The organism is Aminobacter sp. GW821-FHT11F06 (genome assembly GCF_058808215.1).
This window is the reverse complement of record NZ_JBXARL010000006.1, coordinates 268,416-290,688: the sequence shown is the minus strand read 5'-3', so window position 1 is coordinate 290,688 and position 22,273 is coordinate 268,416. Positions and strand designations below refer to the sequence as shown.

Genomic DNA, 22,273 nt, shown 5'->3' with positions numbered 1-22,273 from the left:
TTCACTGAGCCGTCCAGCCGCCATCCACCGAGACATGCGTGCCGTTGATCTGGGCAGCGGCCGGGGAGGCGAGGAACACGGCAGTCGCTGCGACCTGCTCGACGGTGACGAATTCCTTGGTCGGCTGGCGGTCGAGCATGACCTCGCGGATCACCGTCTCGCGGTCCATGTTGTGCGCCTTCATCTGGTCGGGGATCTGCGCCTCGACCAGCGGGGTCAGCACATAGCCGGGGCAGATGGCGTTGCAGGTGATCTTGTCGAGCGCGACTTCCAGCGCCACCGTCTTGGTCAGGCCCAATATGCCGTGCTTGGCCGCGACATAGGCCGACTTGTAGGCCGAGGCGACGAGGCCATGCGCCGAGGCGATGTTGACGATGCGGCCGCCACCCGTCTTCTTCATCAGCGGGATCGCGGCCGCGGTGGTGTGGAAGGCCGAGGTCAGGTTGATGGCGATGATCGCATCCCACTTTTCGATCGGGAAGTCCTCGACGGGCGCGACGTACTGGATGCCGGCATTGTTGACGAGGATATCGACCGAACCGAATTTGTCGGCGGCCCTGGCGACCAGCGCCCGGCAATCCGCCGCCTTCGACATGTCGGCCTGGATATAGACGGCGGCGACCTTGTATTGGCCTGCGATCTTTTCGGCGATGGCGTGATCGGACGGCGTGTCGGAGAACGAATTGACGATGATGTTGCAGCCTTCGGCTGCGAATGCCTCGGCGATGGCAAGGCCGATGCCGGAAGTCGAGCCGGTAATGATGGCGGTTCTTGTCGCGGTCATGGCAGGAAAATCCTTCGGGAATGCCTATGTTGCAATGCAGCATATATGCGCTGTGTGGCGCAATAGAAGCACGACTGTCGCACAGTTTCGTGAAATTATGGTGGAATCGGCCTGTCTGGTTGGGATGCGCACGGCTCTTGGCGGGCGCGGCGACCTGCGATATTGACATGACGCGCCGCGCGCGCCACCTCAGACGCGGATACCTCGAGCATAAAAAGGCCGTCCGATGACCGGCTACTTCTCCTCCCCATTTCCCCGCCGCAAATCGGTCGGCGTCAGCGTTGGCGGTGTGATCGTCGGCGGCGAAGCGCCTGTCGTGGTGCAGTCGATGACAAACACCGACACAGCCGACATCGACAAGACGGTGGCGCAGGTTGCAGCACTCCATCGCGCCGGCTCCGAGATCGTGCGCATCACCGTCGACCGCGACGAGAGCGCTGCCGCCGTACCCCATATTCGCGACCGGCTTGCCCGGCTTGGCGTCGATGTGCCGCTGGTCGGCGATTTCCACTATATCGGCCACAAGCTTTTGGCTGATCATCCGGCCTGCGCCGAGGCGCTGGCGAAATACCGCATCAATCCTGGCAATGTCGGCTTCAAGGAAAAGAAGGACAAGCAGTTCGCCGACATCGTCGAGATGGCGATCCGCCACGACAAGCCGGTGCGCATCGGCGTCAACTGGGGCTCGCTCGACCAGGACCTGTTGACCCGGCTGATGGATGAGAACCAGAAGAACGGCTCGCCGCTCACCGCCAACCAGGTGATGCGCGAGGCGATCGTGCAGTCGGCGCTGATTTCGGCCGACCTTGCCGAAGAGATCGGCCTGCCGCGCGAAAAGATCATCCTGTCGGCCAAGGTCAGCGGCGTCCAGGACCTGATCGCCGTCTACACCATGCTTGCCACCCGCTCCGACCATGCGCTGCATCTCGGCTTGACCGAGGCTGGCATGGGCTCGAAGGGCATCGTTGCCTCGTCGGCAGCCATGGGCATCCTTTTGCAGCAGGGCATCGGCGACACCATCCGCATTTCGCTGACGCCGGAGCCCAATGGCGACCGCACCCGCGAGGTCCAGGTGTCACAGGAATTGCTCCAGACCATGGGCTTCCGCCAGTTCGTGCCGATTGTCGCTGCCTGCCCGGGCTGCGGCCGCACGACCTCGACGGTGTTCCAGGAACTGGCCCAGAACATCCAGGACGGCCTGCGCAAGAACATGCCGGTGTGGCGCGAGAAATATCCCGGCGTCGAAGTGCTGAAGGTCGCGGTCATGGGCTGTATCGTCAACGGCCCAGGCGAATCCAAGCATGCCGACATCGGCATCTCCTTGCCCGGCACTGGCGAGACGCCCACGGCCCCCGTCTTCATCGACGGCAAGAAGGCAGCCACGCTGCGCGGGCCGGCCATCGCTGCGGATTTTGAGAAAATGGTCGCCGACTATATCGAACAGCGCTTCGGGCGCGCCGGCAGGGCGGCAGCCGAATAGAGATGGGGAACCTGGCGAGGACGGCGCTGGCTTTCCTCGTTTCGTCGGTTTTGTGCGCGCCAGCACTGGCCGATCCGCCCCGCTCGCCCAAGAAGACCCATGTCGCGCATGTCTGCGATCTGATCGATACCCATGCCAGGCGCCACGGCCTGCCGAGCGAGTTCTTTGCTCGCCTGATCTGGAAGGAAAGCCGTTTCGATCCGAACGCGGTGAGCCCGGCGGGTGCCGAAGGCATCGCCCAGTTCATGCCGGGAACCGCCGCCATGCGCGGCCTTGCCGATCCCTTCGACATGGAACAGGCGATCCCGGCTTCGGCGCGCTATCTCGGCGAGCTGAAGAGCGGCTTCGGCAATTTGGGCCTGGCCGCCGCTGCCTATAATGCCGGTGAAAACCGTGTGTCGCGCTGGCTGTCGTCGGGCGGTTTCCTGCCGCTCGAAACCGAGGACTACGTGCTCGACATCATGGGCGAGCCGGCCGACAATTTTTCCGACAAGGCCTATGCCGGCACCAACCGGCCGCTCGATCCGAAGATGTCGTTTGCGGCTGCCTGCCTGAACCTGCCGGTCATCATGTCGGCGACGGTGCCGATGGCCAATATCAACATCAAGCCGTGGGGCATTCAGGTCGCGGGCAACTTCCGCCGCTCGGCGGCGATCAAGCAGTGGCAGCGCCTCGAAGGGCGTTTTCCGAAACTGCTTTCATCGCACGAGCCGGTCGTCAGCCGTGTCCGCACGCCGATGGGGCGGCGCGGCATTTATGCCGTGCGCATCGGCGCTGACGATCGCAGCGAGGCGGCTGTCATCTGCCAGAGCCTGCACAGTGTCGGCGGCTCCTGCATCGTCGTCAGGAACCGCTGAAACATTGTCTGTTCAGGCGGCAGCTGTCACGTTCGCTGGCGGTTGATCGCTCGTGAGCATGCGATGGATGCTGTTTGCATCCTCGGCCTTGCGCAGCCGCGCCACATTGCCGGGATCACGCAGGAAACGGGCGATCTTGGCCAAAACGTTGAGATGCTTGAGCGGCGAGGCCTCTGGCAACAGCAGCAGCACGACAAGATCGACATCCTGATCGTCGACGGCTTCGAACGGGCAAGGGGCTTTGAGCCGCGCAAAAGCGCAGAACGGCGTTTGCAGTCCGCGCACCTTGGCATGTGGTATTGCCACGCCTTGCCCAAGACCAGTCGAGCCGAGCTTCTCCCGCGCCGAAAGCACCGAGACGATCTCGCCAGCCGGGCAGCCCGTGCGCCGGGCTGCGTGCAGCGCAAGCTCCTTGAGCAGCCGCGCCTTGCCGTCGGGCTTGAGGTCGAGGATCACGTCCTCGACCGAAATCACGTCGCGGACGTCCATCGTCAGCTTGAAAGCATCGTGGCCAGCGCCAGCCCGCCCAGCAGCAGGCCGGTGACGAAAAACAGGCGGGTGAACATGAAGGGCTCGGTCTGGCCTTTGACCGGGCGGTGGTCGTTTGCCGGCGCGTGTCGCGCTGTTTCGACTGTCCGCGCGCTGACGAACCTGTCCGGCATCTGGGTGCGAAGCATCTTCAACTTCCTTTTGTTCGCGCCGGAGCGGCAAAATTGCCGTCATCCGGTCGCGGTCAGGAAGGTAAAAGCCCCAGCATCAGTATTCGAGAGAGGCTAACGCCCCAAGAAATAAGAAAGTCATAGCTATCATCATAGGTATCTTGGGCAGCTTTACGCCGACTGAACCAGCTCGGCGCTCTCGCTCAACCACGTGCCTATCTTGGCGCCGAGCTTGTCCGGCGATACCGGCTTGGGCAGATAGTCGTCCATGCCGGAATCGATGCATTTCTCCCGGTCGCCCTTGAGTGCGTGCGCGGTGACGCCAATGATCGGCGTGCGGCTGCCATTGGCTGCTTCCTCAGTGCGGATGGCGCGGGTCGCCTCATAGCCGTTCATCTCCGGCATCGACACGTCCATCAGGATCAGCTTGGGCTTGAAGGTGCGGTACATCTCCACCGCCGTGCGTCCATTGCCGGCGATACGATGGCTGAGGCCAAGCCCGGAGAGGATCTGGCCGAAGACGAGCTGGTTGACCTCGTTGTCCTCGGCCACCAGCACGTCGAGCCCGCTGCCGTGCAAAGGCGCTGGCTCGGGATGGGCAAGCGGCGCCTGCGCGGGTCCATGGATGACGGTGAAGGCGGTTGGTGCATGACGGGCCGGCTCGCGGACGAATTCAATCCGGCCAGCCTGTGAACGAGCCTTTTGCACCGCTGCGATGACCGTGCCGAGCAGCACCGCCGAACGTGCCGGCTTGGTCAGATGCGCCGAGATGCCGAAATCCAGCACCATGCGGGAGAAATCGACCTGGTCGACCGAGGTCAGGAGCACCACCGGGATCGACGAGATGCGGCTGTCGGCGGCGATCGCCTTGGCGACATCGGCGCCGTTCATGCCTGGCATCTGGTAATCGAGGATGACGCAGTCGACGGTGGCGCCGAGCTGGGCTGCGCGGTCGAGGAAGGCGAGGCCGATGGCGCCGCTTTCGGCGGCTGCACAGTCGAAGCCCCAGCTTTTCAGCTGCTCGAGCAGGATTTCGCGGTTGACCGGGTTGTCGTCGATGACCAGCACGCGCGCGCCGGTGACGTCGACCGGCACAATGCCGCTTGTCTGCTGCGCTTCATACTTGGGCAGCATGGCGGTGAACCAGAACACCGAGCCCTTGCCGAGTTCGCTCTCGACGCCGATATGGCCGCTCATCAAATCGACGAGGCGGGCAGCGATGGCAAGCCCAAGGCCGGTTCCCTCGTGGCGGCGGGTCGAGCTGCCGTCGACCTGGGCGAATTTTTCGAACACGTTCTGTAGCTTGTCCGCGGGGATGCCGATGCCGGTGTCTTCGACGCGGACCTTGAGGGCCACGTTGTCGTCGATCATGTCGCCCGTCACGTCGACAAGCACATGGCCGCGTTCGGTGAACTTCACCGCGTTGCCGAGCATGTTGGTGATGATCTGGCGGAAGCGGCCGACATCGCCAACGACATGGCTCGGCAGGCGCGGATCGATACGCACAATGAGCTCGAGGTTCTTTTCGGCGACACGGGCCGAGATCAGGGTCGCGACGTCCTCGACAGCTTCGCCTAGATGGAAGGGTGCGGGGTCGAGCGTCAACTGGCCTGCATTGATCTTGGAGAAATCGAGCACGTCGTTGATGATGGTCAAAAGCGCGTTGCCCGACTTCACGATGACATCGGTAAAAGTCTTCTGGCGCGGCGTCAGCTCGGTTCGCGCCAAGAGTTCGGCCATGCCGAGCACGCCGTTCATCGGCGTGCGGATCTCGTGGCTCATATTGGCGAGGAATTCCGACTTGGCGCGGTCGGCGGCTTCGGCCTTCGACAGCGATTGTGCACTTTCGGCAAAAGCACGGCGGATGGCATTTTCCATCGGCCGGAACACCCATACGGCGACACCGCCGATCACCAGCACGAGCAAGGCGGTGGCGGCCATCAAAAGCCGGTCGCTGCGCGCCTCGGCGTATCGGCGCTCGCTTTCCATCGCGCTACTGGCGCGCAACAGCATCGGCTGGGCGAACAGGTCGTTCTGGTTGCGGATCTCGCGCGAACTCCACTCGTCAGGCGACTGTGCGGTGGCGAGTGCACCCAGGTTGCGGGCGATGTCACGTGCCGACCAGAACAGGTCGCCATTGACCGAGGCGCTGTCGAGTTCGCGCTGCGACTTTTCCGACAAATGCGGGCGCACGGTATCGATCGTGTTGGTCAGGGCCTCGATGCCGGCTTCGAGCCGCGCCGCGTGGTTGCGGCCCGCAATCGCGAGCGCCTCCTGCGTTTCGGGGCGCCAGGCGGTGGGCGTGGTTTCGGCGAAGTTGGTGGCGTTGCGCAGCTCGCGGGCAAAGGACAAAAGCTCGGACGCGATGGTGTCGACATTACGCCGGTAAGAATTGCCCTGGCTGAAGGCAACCATCACGGCCATGGAAGTAAGCGCAAAGATCAACAGACCAGACAGATATCTGATCCGTATCGAACGGATGAAGGACGAGTGCTCCGGCATGCGCAACCCCAACACATACGCACAATTTTACAGAGCCGGAATAGACACCATTAACATTAAGAGTTTCTGACCCGCAGATATTGCCAGGTCTGGGGCCATGTGGGTCCGCCGATTCTCAACCGGGTCAGCTGTTGCGCTCGGCAACAAAACTGGCGGCCGCCTTGAGCATGATCGCGCGCGCGCCGAAGGGTTCGAGCAGGTCATGTGCCTGGGCGACCAGGCCGGCGAGCTGGGCACGAGCCCAGTCGGCGCCATGCAGCGAAACCAGCGTCGCCTTGCCGGCGGCGGCGTCCTTGCCGGTCGCCTTGCCCATCGTCTCGGCGTCGGCGGTGAGGTCGAGCAGGTCGTCGGCGAGCTGGAAGGCAAGGCCGATCGCCGAGCCGAACTCGGCCAGCCTTTCGCGGTCATCAGTGGAAGCACCTGCCAGCATCGCCCCGGCCTCGCAGGCGAAGCGGATCAGCGCGCCGGTCTTCATCGCCTGCAGGCGGATGATGCCCGCCTCGTCAGGCTTGTTGCGTTCGGCGTCGAGGTCGAGCGCCTGTCCGCCGACCATGCCGCCGGGGCCGGCAGCACGTGCCAGGGCAAGCACCAGCGCTGCCCTGCGGTCCGCAGGCAGCGGGGTTGCCTCGTCGGCAATGATGTCGAAGGCGTGGGTCAAAAGCCCGTCGCCGGCCAGGATCGCTGTCGCCTCGTCGAAGGCCTTGTGCACAGTAGGCTGGCCACGGCGCAGGTCGTCGTCGTCCATTGCCGGCAGGTCGTCATGGATCAGCGAATAGCAGTGCACGCATTCGAGTGCGGTGGCGACGCGAAGCGCTGCTTCGCCGTCGGCGTCAAACAATGCCGCGCTCTCCAGCACCAGAAATGGCCTGAGCCTTTTGCCGCCATTGAGCGCGCCATGGCGCATCGCCGCCATCAGGTGCTCCGGACGGGTGATCTCGCCGGGCAGGATGCGCTCGCCGAGCAATTGCCTGAGCTCGGCCTCTACGGCATCCGCGCGCATGCGAAGGGCGGTTTCGAACATGATATCGCTGTCGATCGTCATGGCGGCGAGCGGTAGCCGACAGTCAGACGTTGCGCAAGAAGCCAAGCGCCTTTATGCCGAAAGGCTGACAGACAAGGGCGGACGGGTTGGCCGAACCGATCATAGAGCCGGAAACCGAAAGGCTGGAGATGGGAGCAAGACGCGGGTTCTCCTCGCGTGGAAGCCTGCGTCGCTGGGTGCGGCTCGGCGCCCTGATTGCCGCGACCATGGCAGCGCTGCCGGTCGTGCTCACCATCTTGTATCTGCCGCCCTTCGTTCGTCCGATCTCGACGCTGATGATCAAGGACCTGATCACCTTGCAGGGTTATGACCGGCAATGGGTGCCGCTGGACGATATCGCCCCGGTCATGGCGCACTCCGTCATCATGTCCGAGGATGGGCAGTTCTGCTTCCACAAGGGAATCGACCTCGGCGAGTTGAGGGGCGTCATCAACGATGCGCTCGAAGGCGAGGCGACCCGTGGCGCCTCCACCATTCCGATGCAGACGGTGAAGAACCTCTATCTGTGGAATGGCCGCTCTTTCCTGCGCAAGGTGGTCGAGCTGCCGCTGGCTGTGTATTTCGATGCGCTGACGCCGAAGCGGCGCATCATGGAAATCTATCTCAACATTGCCGAATGGGGCCCCAACATCTACGGCATCGAGGCGGCCTCCCAGCACTATTTCGGCAAGCCGGCGAGCCAGCTTTCGCGGCGCCAGGCAGCGCTTTTGGCTGTCACCTTGCCCAACCCGGCGACGCGCAATCCAGCCAAGCCGGGGGCTGGTCTCAAGCGGCTTGCGTCGGTCATCGAGCGCCGGGCCGCCAAGGCCGGTGCTTATGTCCAGTGCCTGGACTAGATTGACACCGCTGCGACCGAAAAAAGAGTCGCTTCGGGCTGGTCAAGCCGACTTTCGCCGTGTATAGGCTCGCCAACTTTCTCAGTTTCCGGCCCTGAACGCGGCCCTTTCACGAGGGCGGACAGGGTCATTTGACCGATTGGTGGAGTATATCCATGGCTGTTCCAAAACGAAAAACCTCCCCGTCCAAGCGCGGCATGCGCCGCTCGGCAGACGCGCTCAAGGCCCCGACCTATGTCGAGGACAAGAATTCCGGCGAAATGCGCCGCCCGCACCACATCGACCTGAAGACCGGCATGTACCGCGGTCGCCAGGTTCTGACGCCGAAGGAAAGCTAAGCAGCTTTTCCTCAGCAAGCGTATTGAGAAAGGACCGGCCAGCCGGTCCTTTCTTTTTGCGTGTTAGGTGGTTTTGAAATCTCTTGACGCCTGGGCATCAGGGGATTCTAGAAGATGCCGGCGCAACGCGGAGACTGGTCCATGCTCGCGGGCATTCCCCTTCTGATCATCCCCTTCGTCCTGTTCAATATCGGTCTTGCCGGCCTGTTCGGCAGCGGTGTGGGCGGCGATCCTTGGGCGAGCGAGATCCTGTCGCTCAACATGATGTCGGGTGGCGTCTTCACACTGACGCTCGGCGACCTGTTGATCGTCGTCGCCTTGCTCCTGCTCTTCGTGGAAATCGTGAAGTCGACGCGCACAAGCAGCGCGTCCGTGGTCGATCATCTGTTGTCGACCTTCGTCTTCGTTGCTTTCCTGGTCGAATTCCTTTTGGTGCGCGGGGCCGCGCACTCGGTTTTCTTCACGCTGATGGTCGTGGCTCTGATCGACGTTCTGGCTGGCTTTTCGGTTTCGCTCCGGTCCGCCAGCCGCGATGTCACCTTCGACCGCGAGTAGGTCAGCGCATCCACCGGATGCGCAATAGATCAGACCTTCGCGACGAAGCCGGCCGCTTCAATGCCGGCCATGGCAGCCAACTCGTCATTATCAGACGTATCGCCCGAAATGCCGACCGCGCCGAGCACGTCGCCATTCTTGTTGCGAACCAGCACGCCACCTGCCACCGGCACGATCTTGCCGCCCGATACAGCTGAAAGTCCCTGGAAGAAATGCGGACGCTCGACGGCGGCAACGCCAAGTGCGCGCGAGCTGGAGCCGACGGCAAGTGCGCCATAGGCCTTGCCGGAGGCGACTTCGGCACGGATGAAGGGCGAGCCGTCCTGGCGCTGGAAAGCAAGCAGATGGCCGCCCGCGTCAAGCACGGCGACGCCGAGCGGCTTGAAGTTCTTTTCCGCGCCTAGCTCAAGCGCTGTGGCGATGATGGTGTTGGCCTTGGCCAGCGTCAGTTCGGTCATGTTGGTTCTCCTGTTGTCGCGTGCATAGCAAACACGCTTGGGATGCCGGGCAAAACCCTGCATCCGGTTGAAACTGCCTTACCTGAATGGGTGGGAGAGGGGCTGTGCCTACAGCCTTTGAACTCTCGGTTCACTCCGGGATTTGGAGAGGCTCTCCGGCCCTTCGCTGTCGCTCCGGGCGTTCGACGCTCGGAAAGCCAAGCAATTGGCTTTCCGTCGGCCTGCGGCCGACCGCGTCTTACCCCATAGAATCAATCTTCCGCTGCATTGCAGCAAGCTGCTCCTTGAGCTCCTTGAGCTCGCTCGGCTTCTCCGGAGCGTCGTTTTTGGCCGGCTCGGCGGGTGTTGCACCCGCGCCAGGCATCGGGAAGGGGGTGAACATGCGCATCGCGTTTTGGAACATCTCCATGTTGCGCCGCGTCTGTTCCTCCAGCGCCTTCATCGGCGCGGCACCCTTCATCACGTCGATCGGCGCCTTGCCGAAGGCCGACTTCATCTGCTCGCGGAAGCGCTCGTGCTCTTTGGAGAAGGCGAGCATCGACTGTTCGAGGAAGCTCGGCACAACCATCTGCATCTGGTCGCCATAATACGAGATCAGCTGCCTGAGGAACGGGATCGGCAGCATGTTCTGGCCGTCCTTGTTCTCCAGTTCGAAGATGATCTGGGTGAGCACCGGATGGGTGATGTCTTCGCCGGTCTTGGCATCCTGCACGGTAAACTCTTCGCCCTTCTTGACCATCTCGGCCAGGTCCTCGAGCGTGACGTAAGTACTCGTGCCGGTATTGTAGAGCCGGCGGTTGGCGTATTTCTTGATTACGATCGGCGTGTCTTTAGCAGCCATCAGCATCCTCCCCCGGAAGACCGGAATGCCATGTAAGCAGCCGGTAACATTTCGCCAGTCACGAAGATAAGCGCAAAGCAATCGCAAATCCAAGCGGTTTGTGCACTGCAAGAAGGCAAGCCGGCCCAGCGCCGGCAAAAAAATGCTGCGCAGCATTGCTGCACTGCGGCTGCAGCATCGGCCATCAGGCGATTTTCCGGTTTGACTCGGGTCCTGGAACGGGCAAGAAAAGTCATGAGCGCCAACGTCTTCGACGCGCAACAAACATTCGTCTCACGAAGTCTGGAGAGAAACATGTCCGCCTCGTCCTCCATCGTCGTCGCCAGCGCCGCCCGCACGCCGGTCGGCTCTTTCAATGGCGCCTTCGCCAACACGCCGGCACATGAACTGGGCGCCATCGCCGTCCGCGAAGTGTTGGCCCGCGCCGGCGTCGATCCCAAGGAAGTCGACGAGGTCATCCTCGGCCAGATCCTTACCGCCGGTGCCGGACAGAACCCGGCCCGCCAAGCCGCGATGGCCGCCGGCGTTCCGCAGGAGGCGACCGCCTGGGGTCTCAACCAGCTTTGCGGCTCGGGCCTGCGCACCATCGCCATTGGCATGCAGCAGATCGCCATGGGCGACGCCAAGATCATCGTCGCCGGCGGCCAGGAATCGATGTCTATGGCCCCGCACTGCCAGCATCTGCGCGGTGGCGTGAAGATGGGCGACTTCAAGATGATCGACACGATGATCAAGGACGGCCTGACCGACGCCTTTTACGGCTACCACATGGGCAACACCGCAGAGAACGTCGCGCGCCAGTGGCAGCTGACCCGCGACGAGCAGGACCAGTTCGCTGTCGCCTCGCAAAACAAGGCCGAGGCCGCGCAGAAGGCCGGCCGCTTCGCTGACGAAATCGTGTCCGTCACCATCAAGGGGCGCAAGGGCGACACCATCGTCGACCAGGACGAATATATCCGCCATGGCGCAACCCTCGACTCGCTCGCCAAGCTGAAGCCGGCCTTCGACAAGGAAGGCACAGTCACCGCAGGCAACGCGTCGGGCATCAATGACGGCGCTGCCGCTGTCGTTTTGATGACCGAAGCCGAGGCCGTGCGCCGTGGCCTCACCCCGCTCGTGCGCATCGTTTCGTGGGCGACTGCGGGTGTTGATCCTCAGATCATGGGCACCGGCCCGATCCCGGCTTCGCGCAAGGCGCTCGAAAAGGCCGGCTGGTCGGTCGGCGATCTCGATCTCGTCGAGGCCAACGAGGCATTCGCCGCACAAGCTTGCGCGGTCAACAAGGACATGGGCTGGGATCCTTCGATCGTCAACGTCAATGGCGGGGCGATTGCCATTGGCCATCCGGTCGGCGCTTCGGGCGCGCGTGTCTTTAACACGCTGGTCTACGAGATGCGCCGACGCAGCGCCAAAAAGGGTCTCGCGACCCTATGCATCGGCGGCGGCATGGGCGTCGCGATGTGTGTCGAGGCGATGTAAATCGAAAAGAAAAAAGGGCGGCCAATGTGCCGCCCTTTTTGTCACTAAAAGCCTGTCGCAAGGGCAATCCATCAAGCAGCAGAAAAGGGGAAACGCATGAGCAAGGTTGCACTCGTCACCGGCGGATCACGCGGCATTGGTGCTGCGATTTCGATCGCGCTGAAGAACGCAGGCTATTCGGTTGCCGCCAACTATGCCGGCAACGACGAAGCGGCGCAGAAGTTCAAGGCCGAGACGGGCATCCCGGTCTACAAATGGTCGGTCGCCGACTACGACGCCTGCGAAGCCGGCATCAAGCAGGTCGAGGCCGACCTCGGCCCGGTTGCGGTACTGGTCAACAATGCCGGCATCACCCGCGACTCGATGTTCCACAAGATGACGCGCGAACAGTGGAAGGAGGTCATCGACACCAATCTGCACGGTGTCTTCAACATGACCCACCCGCTGTGGAGCGGGATGCGCGACCGCAAGTTCGGCCGCGTCGTCACCATCTCCTCGATCAACGGCCAGAAAGGCCAGGCCGGCCAGGTCAATTATTCGGCGTCCAAGGCCGGTGATATCGGCTTCACCAAGGCGCTTGCCCAGGAGGGCGCGCGCGCGGGCATCACCGTCAACGTCATCTGCCCCGGCTATATCGGCACCGACATGGTCATGGCCGTGCCGGAAAAGGTGCGCGAGGCGATCATCGCCCAGATCCCGGTCGGCCGGCTCGGCGAGCCGGAGGAGATCGCGCGCTGCGTGGTGTTCCTGGCATCCGAGGAGTCGGGCTTCATCACCGGTGCCACGCTGACCGCAAATGGCGGGCAGTATTTCGCTGGGTAGCTAACGGCTGCCGACCCCCAAATAGAAAACGGCGCCGCAAGGCGCCGTTTCCACGTCTGATGTCGGGAAGGCTCAGTCCTTTTCGAACATCGTCTTGTGGACGATTCCGGCAAGTGCCGCGCCGACAATTGGTGCGACCCAAAACAGCCACAGCTGCTGCAAAGCGACACCGCCGACAAACAGCGCCGGGCCGGTCGAGCGGGCCGGATTGACCGAGGTGTTGGTCACCGGGATCGAGATCAGGTGGATCAGGGTCAGAGCGAGGCCGATGGCCAGGGGCGCGAAGCCAACAGGCACGCGGCCATGGGTCGAGCCCAGGATGATCATCAGGAACAGGAAGGTCAGTACGATCTCGATGATCAGTGCCGAGGTGAGGCCGAACTTGCCGGGCGAAGCATCGCCGTAGCCATTGGTTGCGAAGCCGCCGATGCCGGCAAAGTCAGCCTTGCCGCTGACAATGAGGTAAAGCAGCGTCGATGCGAGGATCGCACCGACCAGCTGGGCGATGACATATGGCATCAGGTTCTTGGCTTCAAAGCGCCCGGCCACCATCAACCCGACCGAGACCGCCGGGTTGAAGTGACCACCGGAGATGCCGCCGACCGCGTAAGCCATGGTCAGGACAGTGAGGCCGAATGCCAGTGCTACACCGGCAAAGCCGATACCAAGTTCGGGAAAGGCGGCAGCAAGCACGGCACTGCCGCAACCGCCGAAAACGAGCCAGAATGTGCCGAGAAACTCGGCCAATAGACGTTTGGTCACGATATTCCCTCCAATGCGCGCCTGCGTGGTGCGCCGCATTTTCCGAGGGCCCCGCCTGGGCAACCCCCGCCGCGCAGACTCAACGTGCGGATGGAGACATGGCTCGGCGCCGCGCGCAACGGGTGTGCCTCCCCCAAGGGAATGCAATCACAGATATTTTGGCTGAGCTATCGCTGTGCCGGTATGGCACGTAAAGGTTAATGCGCCAGCGGCCGGCTGTGCATAAGCCTGTGCATGGTAAGTGGACAATCGGTGGAGATGTGGGCTCGGGCACAACATCTAGCGGTGAACAAATCAGGAAACTTATCCTATCAGTGATTCGTAGCCTGTTCGTTCCGCATTTGGTTCAAATCTTAACCAAATCTCCGTCGGTGCCACCCATTCGGTTAACCCGCCGGTAGGAAAGATCAACAAAATCATTATTTTGCGCTGAGGTAGCCGAAGCGTTCCGGCGCTTTGCCGGCAAAAGTTAACGGCAACGCGCTAAAGCATGAAACGGGCCACTTTAGAGAATCTGCATGTGGTGCGGCTTGCCGGTCCGAAATCAATATGTTGGGGTGAACAAAACCTGAATCAGCCGGAGTCAGTGATTCGTCGCTGATTCGTTCCAGACTCGTTCCAACTCTTAAATCTGGAACATTCCGCTTTCGCTTCGGCCTACAAATCCCTATGTGTCCAGTCGTCGCGACAGGCGGCGCAACGCCGGTTTGGACCGGCGCCGAGGGCGGTTTCTTAGAATGAATGTCCACTCCAAGCCAAACGACCCGCTGATCCTGTCAGGCCGCGATGTCACAGCGGTTCTGGGTCCGACCAATACCGGCAAGACCCATCTCGCCATCGAGCGCATGGTGGCACACGAAAGTGGCATCATCGGCCTGCCGCTCAGGCTGCTCGCGCGCGAGGTCTATGGCAGGGTTTGCGAAAAGGTCGGCGCCCACAAGGTGGCGCTGGTCACCGGCGAGGAGAAGATCCTGCCGGCGGGCGCGAAATATTCCGTCTGCACCGTCGAAGCGATGCCGCGCCAGACCGACGCCGCCTTTGTCGCCATCGACGAGGTGCAGCTCGCCGGCGATCTCGAGCGCGGCCATATCTTCACCGACCGCATCCTGCATCTGCGCGGCCGGCAGGAAACGCTGCTGCTTGGCGCCGCAACCATGCACGGCATCCTGCAGCGCCTGTTGAAGGGCGTTTCGGTGGTCACCCGACCACGCCTGTCGCATCTCGCTTATGCCGGCTCGAAGAAGCTGACGCGTCTGCCGCGCCGTTCGGCCATCGTGGCTTTCTCCGCCGATGAGGTCTACGGCATCGCCGAGCTGATAAGGCGCCAGCAGGGCGGTGCTGCGGTGGTGCTCGGCGCGCTCAGCCCGCGCACCCGCAATGCCCAGGTCGAACTCTACCAATCGGGCGACGTCGACTATCTGATCGCCACCGACGCCATCGGCATGGGGCTCAATCTCGACGTCGACCATGTTGCCTTTGCCCAGAACCGGAAGTTCGACGGCTACCAGTATCGCCAGCTGACCGCCGCCGAGCTTGGCCAGATCGCCGGCCGCGCCGGCCGCCATCTGCGCGATGGTACCTTCGGCGTCACCGGCCAGGTCGACCCGTTCGACGAGGAGCTGATCGAAAAGATCGAGGGGCATGATTTCGAGCCGGTGAAGGTGCTGCAGTGGCGCACCGCTTCCTTCGACTTCGCCAGCCTCGATGCGCTCAAGCGCTCGCTCGACACCGTGGCGCCCGTCGAGGGCCTGACGCGTGCGCTGCCGGCGGTCGATGCCCAGGCACTCGAACATCTTTCGCGCGACGAAAACATCCGCTCGCTTGCCACCAATCGCGAGCGGGTTGCCCTGTTGTGGGAAGCCTGCGCGCTGCCGGATTATCGCCGGATTGCGCCCGCCCAGCACGCCGACCTCATCGCCTCGATGTATGACGATCTCGCCCGGCGCGGTCACGTCGACGAGAATTACATGGCCGAGCAGGTACGCCGCGCCGATTCCACCGAAGGCGACATCGACACGCTTTCACACCGGATCGCCCAGATCAGAACCTGGACTTTTGTCTCAAATCGCCCTGGCTGGCTTGCCGATCAGGCACACTGGCAAGAAAAAACGCGCGACATCGAAGACAGATTGTCGGATGCGCTGCATGAGCGGTTGACGAAACGCTTTGTAGACCGCAGGACTTCCGTCCTCATGCGCCGCCTTAGAGAAAACACCATGCTTGAAGCCGAAATCAGCCCGTCCGGAACCGTCCTCGTCGAGGGCCACCATGTCGGTGAACTGCAAGGGTTCCGTTTCACCGCCGACCAGAGTGCTGGCGGAGAAGACGCCAAGGCAGTGCGCACGGCAGCCCAAAAGGCGCTCGCCACCGAATTCGATTCGCGCGCCGAGCGTTTTTCGGCGTCGCCCAATGGCGACATCGCACTTGGCTCCGACGGCGTGCTGCGCTGGATCGGCGCGCCGATCGGCACGCTGGTCGAAGGCGAAGACGCGCTCAAGCCGCGTGTTATCCTGCTCGCCGACGAGCAGCTGACGGGGCCGGCCCGCGACAAGGTCGCGGCGCGTGCCGAACGTTTTGTCAATTTCCAGGTCGAGTCGCTGCTCAAGCCGCTGGTCGATCTCAAGGCCGCCGAGCAGCTTTCCGGCATCGGCCGAGGCATCGCTTTCCAGCTGGTCGAGAATTTCGGCCTGCTCAACCGCCGCGACATCACCGAGGAGGTGAAGTCGCTCGACCAGGAAGGCCGTGCGGCCCTGCGCCGGCTCGGCGTGCGCTTCGGCGCCTATCATGTCTTCGTGCCCGCGCTGATCAAACCGGCTCCGGCAGGCTTGGTGACACTGCTGTGGGCAATCAAGAACGACGGCAAGGACAAGCCGGGCTTTGGCGATGTCGTGCACGCGCTTGCCGCTGGCCGCACCTCCGTCGTCATCGACCCGACCTTCGACAAGACCTTCTACAAGCTCGCCGGCTTCCGCAATCTCGGCCGTCGTGCCGTGCGCGTCGACATCCTGGAGCGTCTTGCCGACCTCATCCGCCCGGCACTTGCCTGGAAGCAGGGCACGGGCGCGCGTCCCGACGGTGCCTATGACGGCAGCTCGTTTATCGTCACGCCGCAGATGATGTCGATCCTCGGCGCCACTGGCGACGACATGGAAGAGATCCTCAAGGGCCTTGGCTATCGCGCCGAACCGAAGCCCGCCGTCGAGGTCAAGGAAAAGCTCGAAACGATCGACACCATCGCCCGCGAAGCCGTAGCTCGAGCACTTGCTGCAAAGGCGGCCGCAGCCGCTGCCAGCAGCGAAGAGGCATCCGCCGAACCCTCCGTCGAGACGGCCGAAACCCCTGAGCAGGCGCCTGCCGACAACGCCGAACAGGCGTCCGAGATCGAACAGGCCGAGCAGGCACCAGAGGCGATTGCCGAGCAGGTCGAACCTGCGGCCGAAGTTGCAGCCGAGGCGGTCGTCGAGGCCGAGCCTGAAGCTGCGTCCAAGCCGGAAGTGGCAACGGTTGTCGCTGAAGCTCCCGCTGCCGAAGCAGCTCCGGTGGAAGCCGCAGCAGCAGAAGCTTCCGAGGCTGCGGAAGAGCCCAAGCCGATCTTGCTGTGGCGCCAGGGCCGCTTCGAACAGCGTCCGCGTCATCGCCAGGACAACCGTCCGCGTGGCGGCCAGCGTGAGCCGCGTGCCGCGGGTGCCCCTGGCGCTCCCGCCGTTCGTCAGGGCGAAGCCAATCGCAGCCGTGAAGGTGGCGAAGGCGGTCGTGAAAACGGCCGTCCGCGCTTTGATCGCAAGCCCGGTGGCAAGCCGCAGGGCGAGGGCGGTCGTCCCGAAAGCCGTGGCCGTGGCGAGCGTCCGCAGGGCGAAAAGCATGGCGGTGATCGCGGCGGCTTCAAGGGCAAGCCTGCCTTCCAGCCAAAGCCGCGCGAAGAGCGTCCGGTGCGCATCGATCCCGATTCGCCCTTCGCCAAGCTCGCCGCGCTGCGCGACCAGCTCAAGAAGTAAACGCCTTGGCCGGCGAGGGAAGACAGCGCATCGACAAGTGGCTGTTCTTTTCGCGCGCGGTCAAGTCGCGCTCGCTGGGCGCCAAGCTCGCCCAGTCAGGCGGGGTCAGGAGCAACGGCCAGAAGCTTGGCCAGGCCTCCGACATCATCAAGACAGGCGATGTCCTGACCATCACGCTCGACCGCCGCATCCTGATCTACAAGGTGCTGCTGCCGGGCGAGCGGCGCGGGCCGGCCGAAGAAGCGCGCAAGCTCTACGAGGATATATCGCCTGTTCCCACGCCCAAGGACCAGGCACCGCCCGACGCCCGGCCACCGCTGCGCGAGGCTGGAAGCGGCCGTCCGACAAAAAAAGAACGGCGCGCCACCGACCGTCTTCGCGATGAGTGACGCAAAGGCTTTGGAGCCGCAGCGATCAAGTTGAGAATTACGTTCCGCCAACTGCCTTCTGCGCGGAATGGCCGCCCTTGCAACAGGTCTTTAAAGGGGCTACCTCACCGACAAAGATACAAAAATACGGGAAGTCCCGGAGCCTGCCATGACCTATGTCGTCACCGACAACTGCATCAAATGCAAATACATGGATTGCATCGAGGTTTGTCCGGTCGACTGCTTCTATGAAGGCGAAAATATGCTCGTCATTCATCCCGACGAGTGCATCGACTGCGGCGTGTGCGAGCCGGAATGCCCGGCCGACGCGATCAAGCCCGACACCGAGCCGGGCCTCGACAAATGGCTGCAGATCAACACCGAATATGCCGACAAATGGCCCAATATCACGGCCAAGAAGGATGCGCCTGCCGACGCCAAGGAATTTGATGGCATCGAAGGCAAGTTCGAGAAGTTCTTTTCGCCGGAGCCTGGCGAAGGCAACTGAGACCTGCACCGCCCCGGAGCATGATCCCCAAAGGTGGGAACCGGTTTTCGGAAAAGATCATGCTCCAGCAGGAATATAGAGCCGCATTGCGATTCAGTCGGAATGGTACAGGCGCCAAAGGCGGTAGATCGTACGATTGAGTGCCGCGCTCGACTCTTGACGCGGCAACATCTTCGCGTATCCACCAAAATCTTGATTCTTCCGACTTTTTGTGTTAGGGCTAGATCAACATGCCGATGACACAACGTCGATCTATGGCGCGAAGCCTAAATCACTGAAAGGTGACAACCCCAATTCGGACCAGAGTAATCTGGGCCCGGAGGCCGCTGCTTTAGCGGTTTACCGGTCCAAGCTCTCCGGCTGGGGGGTCGAACGTCGTGCGGCACAAGGTCGCGTTTTGCGACTATCCCGATTAACTGGCCTCGGCGGGCCGGTGTCACAAGAAGGAGTTCAGGGCGTATGGCAACTTCCATCCCGCAGAAGAAATCCGCAGGGCGTCACGGTTTCAAGACCGGTGAGTTTATCGTCTACCCGGCGCATGGGGTCGGCCAGATCATATCCATCGACGAGCAGGAAGTGGCGGGACACAAGCTTGAGCTGTTCGTGATCGACTTCCAGAAGGACAAGATGCGCCTCAAGGTGCCGGTCGCCAAGGCGACCACCATTGGCATGCGCAAGCTTTCCGAGACCGACTATGTCGAGCGTGCGTTGAAGGTCGTGCAGGGCCGCGCCCGCGTCAAGCGCACCATGTGGTCGCGCCGCGCGCAGGAATATGATGCGAAGATCAATTCCGGCGACCTGATCTCGATTGCGGAAGTCGTGCGCGACCTCTACCGCGCCGACAATCAGCCGGAGCAGTCCTATTCCGAGCGCCAGCTTTATGAAGCAGCGCTCGATCGCATGGCGCGCGAGTTGGCAGCCGTCAACCGCTTGTCGGAGACCGAGGCCGTTCGTCTCATCGAGACCAACCTCAACAAGGGTCCGAAGCGCGGCGCCAAGGCCGACAATGAGGAAGCCGAAGCAGAGCAGGAAGTAGCAGCCTGATCTGGCTCTCCACTGAGATTACGAAAAACCCGGTCATTGGCCGGGTTTTTTGTTTGTCGAGTAAAGCGCTGTGCATCCGCATAGACGTGACGCATTTCCCAAATCACAATGTTTCGTTCATGCTGCAGCTTGTGCCTGGATGAGATGCAGGCACGTCTGGATCCTCATCACAGTTGCTCGATTACGGCATGGATCCCCGGGTCTGCGCAGTTCGCTTCGCTCCTGCTTGCCCGAGGATGACGAAGGGATGTTGGCTTGCTGCTAATCTCCAAGATTAGCGCTTGGCAGAAAACTCCTGACGACTGGCGGGACATTGACGCTTCTTGCCAATCTCTGACGTGGGCGATTGGCAGCGAGCCTCAATTCCTTCGTCATCCTCGGGCGGAGCAGGAGCGAAGCGACGCGCGAAGTCCCGGGGATCCATGCCGTGATGGTCGGACATCGTGACAGTCCAGAACGATGAAGACATGAGTGAGCGGGTTTCTTCTCCCCGCATAAAGCGGGGAGAAGGTGTTGGCAGGCGAGGTGCGGCCCAGGCGTTTCCTACCCCTCGCCACCTTGCCCATGTTGATGCGTGATGGTCGCGATGAAGCGCTTGGTGCGCTGATGGGTCGGGTTTCCGAAGACCTCGCTCGCCGGGCCTTTTTCGACGACCATGCCTGCCTCGAGGAAAACCACCTCATGGGCTATCTTGGACGCCAGGCGCAGATCGTGCGTGGCGATCACCATGGTTGTGCCCTCGCGCGCGAGCTGGCCGAGCACGTCGACCACTTCCTGTGCGAGTTCGGGGTCGAGCGCCGACGTTGGCTCGTCGCACAAAAGCACTTTGGGCTGCGGCGCCAGCGCGCGTGCAATCGCCACGCGCTGCTGTTGGCCGCCTGACAGCGTCGCCGGCCAGGCGTCGACCTTGTGCGCCATGCCGACCTTTTCGAGCAGAGCCAGCGCACGCTTCCGTGCCTTGGCCTCCGGCCACTTCAGCACGGTGACCAGGCCTTCCATGACGTTTTCAATCGCCGTTCGATGCGGAAACAGCTGGAAATTCTGGAACACCATGCCGGTCTGGCGACGCAGCTGCTGGATCGCTTTGGTTGGAACCTTGATGTCCGGGCTGAACTCAAGCGTGTCGTCGCCGATGCGCACTGTGCCCGACGTCGGGATCTCCAGCAGGTTGATGCAGCGCAAAAGCGTGCTCTTGCCGCCGCCCGAGGGACCGACAAGGGCGGTCACGCTGCCTTCCCTGATGTCGACCGAAACGTCCTTCAGAACCTCGTTGTCGCCAAAGCGCTTGATGATGTGGGAAAGCCCGATCATGTCCGCGCCTCCAGGAAGCCGCCATAGCGGTTGAGGCGCTTTTCGAGCCTGACCTGCAGCGACGACAGCACCGAGCTCATCGCCAGATAGAGTATGGCGGCCTCGACATACAGGATCAGCGGCTCATAGGTCGTGGCGACGATGCGCTGGGCTGCCTGAAACATCTCCGGTACGGTGATGGCGGCGGCAAGCGAGGTGTCCTTGACCAGCGAGATGAAGGTATTGGACAGCGGCGGCACCGCTACGCGTGCCGCTTGCGGCAGGATGGTCCGGCGCATCGCCTGCGACCATCTCATGCCGATCGAATAGGCCGCTTCCCATTGCCCCTTGGCCACCGAGCTGATGGCTGCGCGGATGATCTCCGAGGAATAGGCGCCGACATTGAGGGTGAAGCCGATCAGCGCGGCGGGGAAGGCGTCGAGCACGATGCCGACGCTTGGCAGGCCGTAGAAGATCAAGAACAGCTGCACCAGAAGCGGCGTGCCACGAATGATCCAGACATAGAAGCGCACGATCGCCGACAGCCACCACGGGCCAAACAGGCGGGCGAGCGCTGCACCCAGCCCGACAGTCAGGCCGAAGGCGAAGGAGAGAAGTGTCAGCGGCGCGGTGAAGACGAGCGCTGCCCACAACAGGGGCCCGAGCGACTCCAGCATCAATTGCAGCCAATTTGGCAAGATGAATGCTCCCTCCCATAACAAACTTGCCCGGAAAATCGCAGATTTTCCGGGCAAGTTCATGGGAAAAATGAAAGGTGGAAAAATGAGCGCCTTTCAGGCGGCGGCCGGGTCGCCCGCCGCCTGGCAAACGATCTGGTTACTGCGAGACATCGGCGCCGAAATAGGCCTCGGAAATCTTCTTGTAGGTGCCGTCGGCCTTGATCTCCGCCAGCGCCTTGTTGATCGCCTCGACGAGCTCGGGCTCGCCCTTGCGCACGATGATGCCGGAGAAATCGGCCTTGGCCTCTTCTGCGACGATCTTCACGTCGGCATCGGGCTTGTGCTTCTTGAAGTCGAAGAAAGACAGGGAGTCGTTGATGGTGGCGTCGGCGCGGCCGTTCAGCACCAGCTGGATCGACTGGTCGAAGCCGTCGGTGCCGACGAGTTCAGCGCCGTTGGCCTCGGCGATCTTGCCGAAATTGCTGGTCAGCGACTGGGCCGACTTCTTGCCCTTGAGATCCGCGAAACCCTTGATGTCTGCGTTCTTGCCGCTGACGATCAGAACCGCCTTCGAAGCGATGTAGGGCTCGGAGAAGTCGTATTTCGCCTTACGCGCCTCGGTGATGCCGACCTGGTTGATGACAGCGTCATAGCGTTTGGCGTCGATGCCGGCGATCAGGCCGTCCCACTTGCCTTCGAGGAACTCGGCCTTGACGCCGAGGCGCTTGGCGACCTCGCGGCCGATCTCGACGTCGAAGCCGACCAGCGCGCCCGAGGCGTCGTGATAGGTGAAGGGCGCATAGGTGCCTTCGGTGCCAATCTTGAACACGCCGGCAGCCTTGATCTGATTAAGGTTCTCGCCGGCATGGCCAGCGCCCACGGCTGCGATCTGGAGCGTTGCGGCAACGGCCAGCGATTTCAACCAGTTCATTTGATGTGATCCCGAATTTGAGCCGGCCAAAGGGCCGGGCGC

22 protein-coding genes are annotated in these 22,273 nt (G+C 62.5%); 11 read left to right on the top strand and 11 right to left on the bottom strand.

What is annotated here, in order from left to right; translation table 11 throughout:
* Position 1: 1 nt before the first annotated feature.
* A complete protein-coding gene (locus tag AC1RTB_RS16935) occupies positions 2-784 on the bottom strand; it encodes a 3-hydroxybutyrate dehydrogenase (RefSeq protein ID WP_492879668.1) in 783 nt (260 codons plus the stop codon).
* 226 nt (positions 785-1,010) lie between these two features.
* On the opposite strand from AC1RTB_RS16935, the gene ispG reads away from it, so the two are divergent.
* Together ispG and AC1RTB_RS16925 are read left to right on the top strand one after the other, a co-directional pair.
* Positions 1,011-2,264, top strand: coding sequence for a flavodoxin-dependent (E)-4-hydroxy-3-methylbut-2-enyl-diphosphate synthase (gene ispG / locus AC1RTB_RS16930; RefSeq protein WP_492879669.1), 1,254 nt, complete (start codon positions 1,011-1,013; stop codon positions 2,262-2,264).
* A gap of 2 nt (positions 2,265-2,266) precedes the next feature.
* Complete coding sequence (locus AC1RTB_RS16925; RefSeq protein WP_492879670.1) at positions 2,267-3,121, top strand: transglycosylase SLT domain-containing protein; 855 nt, start codon at positions 2,267-2,269, stop codon at positions 3,119-3,121.
* A 12-nt stretch (positions 3,122-3,133) separates the two neighbouring features.
* On the opposite strand, the gene AC1RTB_RS16920 is transcribed toward AC1RTB_RS16925, so the two are convergent.
* The 4 genes from AC1RTB_RS16920 to AC1RTB_RS16905 form a co-directional block, all read right to left on the bottom strand.
* Positions 3,134-3,610, bottom strand: a complete 477-nt coding sequence (locus tag AC1RTB_RS16920; RefSeq protein WP_492879671.1) for a PTS sugar transporter subunit IIA — start codon at positions 3,608-3,610, stop codon at positions 3,134-3,136.
* A 2-nt stretch (positions 3,611-3,612) separates the two neighbouring features.
* Positions 3,613-3,798 carry a hypothetical protein gene (locus AC1RTB_RS16915; RefSeq protein WP_492879672.1) on the bottom strand — a complete coding sequence of 62 codons (186 nt, stop codon included), beginning with the start codon at positions 3,796-3,798 and terminating at the stop codon, positions 3,613-3,615.
* A 153-nt stretch (positions 3,799-3,951) separates the two neighbouring features.
* Positions 3,952-6,282, bottom strand: a complete 2,331-nt coding sequence (locus AC1RTB_RS16910; RefSeq protein WP_492879673.1) for a response regulator — start codon at positions 6,280-6,282, stop codon at positions 3,952-3,954.
* Between the two features lie 124 nt (positions 6,283-6,406).
* Positions 6,407-7,324, bottom strand: a complete 918-nt coding sequence (locus AC1RTB_RS16905; protein ID WP_492879674.1) for a polyprenyl synthetase family protein — start codon at positions 7,322-7,324, stop codon at positions 6,407-6,409.
* Between the two features lie 128 nt (positions 7,325-7,452).
* On the opposite strand from AC1RTB_RS16905, the gene mtgA reads away from it, so the two are divergent.
* The 3 genes from mtgA to AC1RTB_RS16890 all read left to right on the top strand — a co-directional run bounded on the left by mtgA (position 7,453) and on the right by AC1RTB_RS16890 (position 9,053).
* A complete protein-coding gene (gene mtgA / locus AC1RTB_RS16900) occupies positions 7,453-8,160 on the top strand; it encodes a monofunctional biosynthetic peptidoglycan transglycosylase (protein ID WP_492879942.1) in 708 nt (235 codons plus the stop codon).
* 155 nt (positions 8,161-8,315) lie between these two features.
* Positions 8,316-8,498 carry a 50S ribosomal protein L32 gene (gene rpmF, locus AC1RTB_RS16895; protein WP_008834724.1) on the top strand — a complete coding sequence of 61 codons (183 nt, stop codon included), beginning with the start codon at positions 8,316-8,318 and terminating at the stop codon, positions 8,496-8,498.
* 141 nt (positions 8,499-8,639) lie between these two features.
* Entirely contained in the window at positions 8,640-9,053 is a 414-nt protein-coding gene (locus AC1RTB_RS16890; protein ID WP_492879675.1) for a hypothetical protein, read from the top strand.
* 29 nt (positions 9,054-9,082) lie between these two features.
* On the opposite strand, the gene AC1RTB_RS16885 is transcribed toward AC1RTB_RS16890, so the two are convergent.
* The gene (locus AC1RTB_RS16885; RefSeq protein ID WP_492879676.1) at positions 9,083-9,511 is read right to left on the bottom strand and encodes a GlcG/HbpS family heme-binding protein; all 429 of its coding nucleotides are present in this window, start codon (positions 9,509-9,511) and stop codon (positions 9,083-9,085) included.
* A 238-nt stretch (positions 9,512-9,749) separates the two neighbouring features.
* On the bottom strand, positions 9,750-10,352 hold the full coding sequence (phaR, locus tag AC1RTB_RS16880; RefSeq protein ID WP_492879677.1) for a polyhydroxyalkanoate synthesis repressor PhaR: 603 nt from the start codon (positions 10,350-10,352) through the stop codon (positions 9,750-9,752).
* A gap of 294 nt (positions 10,353-10,646) precedes the next feature.
* Here phaR and AC1RTB_RS16875 point away from each other — a divergent pair, with 294 nt between their 5' ends.
* Both AC1RTB_RS16875 and AC1RTB_RS16870 read left to right on the top strand, forming a co-directional pair.
* Positions 10,647-11,831 (top strand): acetyl-CoA C-acetyltransferase, encoded by a 1,185-nt coding sequence (locus tag AC1RTB_RS16875; RefSeq protein WP_492879678.1) that lies wholly within the window; start codon positions 10,647-10,649, stop codon positions 11,829-11,831.
* A 96-nt stretch (positions 11,832-11,927) separates the two neighbouring features.
* Complete coding sequence (locus AC1RTB_RS16870) at positions 11,928-12,653, top strand: beta-ketoacyl-ACP reductase (protein WP_492879679.1); 726 nt, start codon at positions 11,928-11,930, stop codon at positions 12,651-12,653.
* Positions 12,654-12,725: 72 nt separating this feature from the next.
* Here AC1RTB_RS16870 and aqpZ read toward each other — a convergent pair whose 3' ends face one another.
* Positions 12,726-13,415, bottom strand: coding sequence for an aquaporin Z (gene aqpZ / locus AC1RTB_RS16865; protein ID WP_492879680.1), 690 nt, complete (start codon positions 13,413-13,415; stop codon positions 12,726-12,728).
* Positions 13,416-14,152: 737 nt separating this feature from the next.
* On the opposite strand from aqpZ, the gene AC1RTB_RS16860 reads away from it, so the two are divergent.
* From AC1RTB_RS16860 to AC1RTB_RS16845, 4 genes are all read left to right on the top strand, one after another.
* Complete coding sequence (locus AC1RTB_RS16860) at positions 14,153-17,410, top strand: helicase-related protein (RefSeq protein ID WP_492879681.1); 3,258 nt, start codon at positions 14,153-14,155, stop codon at positions 17,408-17,410.
* A 5-nt stretch (positions 17,411-17,415) separates the two neighbouring features.
* Positions 17,416-17,799: an RNA-binding S4 domain-containing protein gene (locus AC1RTB_RS16855; protein WP_492879682.1), complete on the top strand. Its 384-nt coding sequence runs from the start codon at positions 17,416-17,418 to the stop codon at positions 17,797-17,799.
* Positions 17,800-17,947: 148 nt separating this feature from the next.
* A complete protein-coding gene (gene fdxA, locus AC1RTB_RS16850) occupies positions 17,948-18,286 on the top strand; it encodes a ferredoxin FdxA (protein WP_492879683.1) in 339 nt (112 codons plus the stop codon).
* Positions 18,287-18,745: 459 nt separating this feature from the next.
* Entirely contained in the window at positions 18,746-19,330 is a 585-nt protein-coding gene (locus AC1RTB_RS16845) for a CarD family transcriptional regulator (RefSeq protein ID WP_492879684.1), read from the top strand.
* A gap of 543 nt (positions 19,331-19,873) precedes the next feature.
* Here the strand turns inward: AC1RTB_RS16845 and AC1RTB_RS16840 are convergent.
* The 3 genes from AC1RTB_RS16840 to AC1RTB_RS16830 all read right to left on the bottom strand — a co-directional run bounded on the left by AC1RTB_RS16840 (position 19,874) and on the right by AC1RTB_RS16830 (position 22,231).
* Complete coding sequence (locus AC1RTB_RS16840; RefSeq protein WP_492879685.1) at positions 19,874-20,641, bottom strand: amino acid ABC transporter ATP-binding protein; 768 nt, start codon at positions 20,639-20,641, stop codon at positions 19,874-19,876.
* Positions 20,638-21,318, bottom strand: coding sequence for an amino acid ABC transporter permease (locus AC1RTB_RS16835; RefSeq protein ID WP_492879686.1), 681 nt, complete (start codon positions 21,316-21,318; stop codon positions 20,638-20,640). Before AC1RTB_RS16835 ends, AC1RTB_RS16840 begins: the two co-directional genes overlap by 4 nt.
* Before the next feature lie 139 nt (positions 21,319-21,457).
* Positions 21,458-22,231, bottom strand: coding sequence for an amino acid ABC transporter substrate-binding protein (locus AC1RTB_RS16830; protein WP_492879687.1), 774 nt, complete (start codon positions 22,229-22,231; stop codon positions 21,458-21,460).
* Positions 22,232-22,273: the final 42 nt, after the last annotated feature.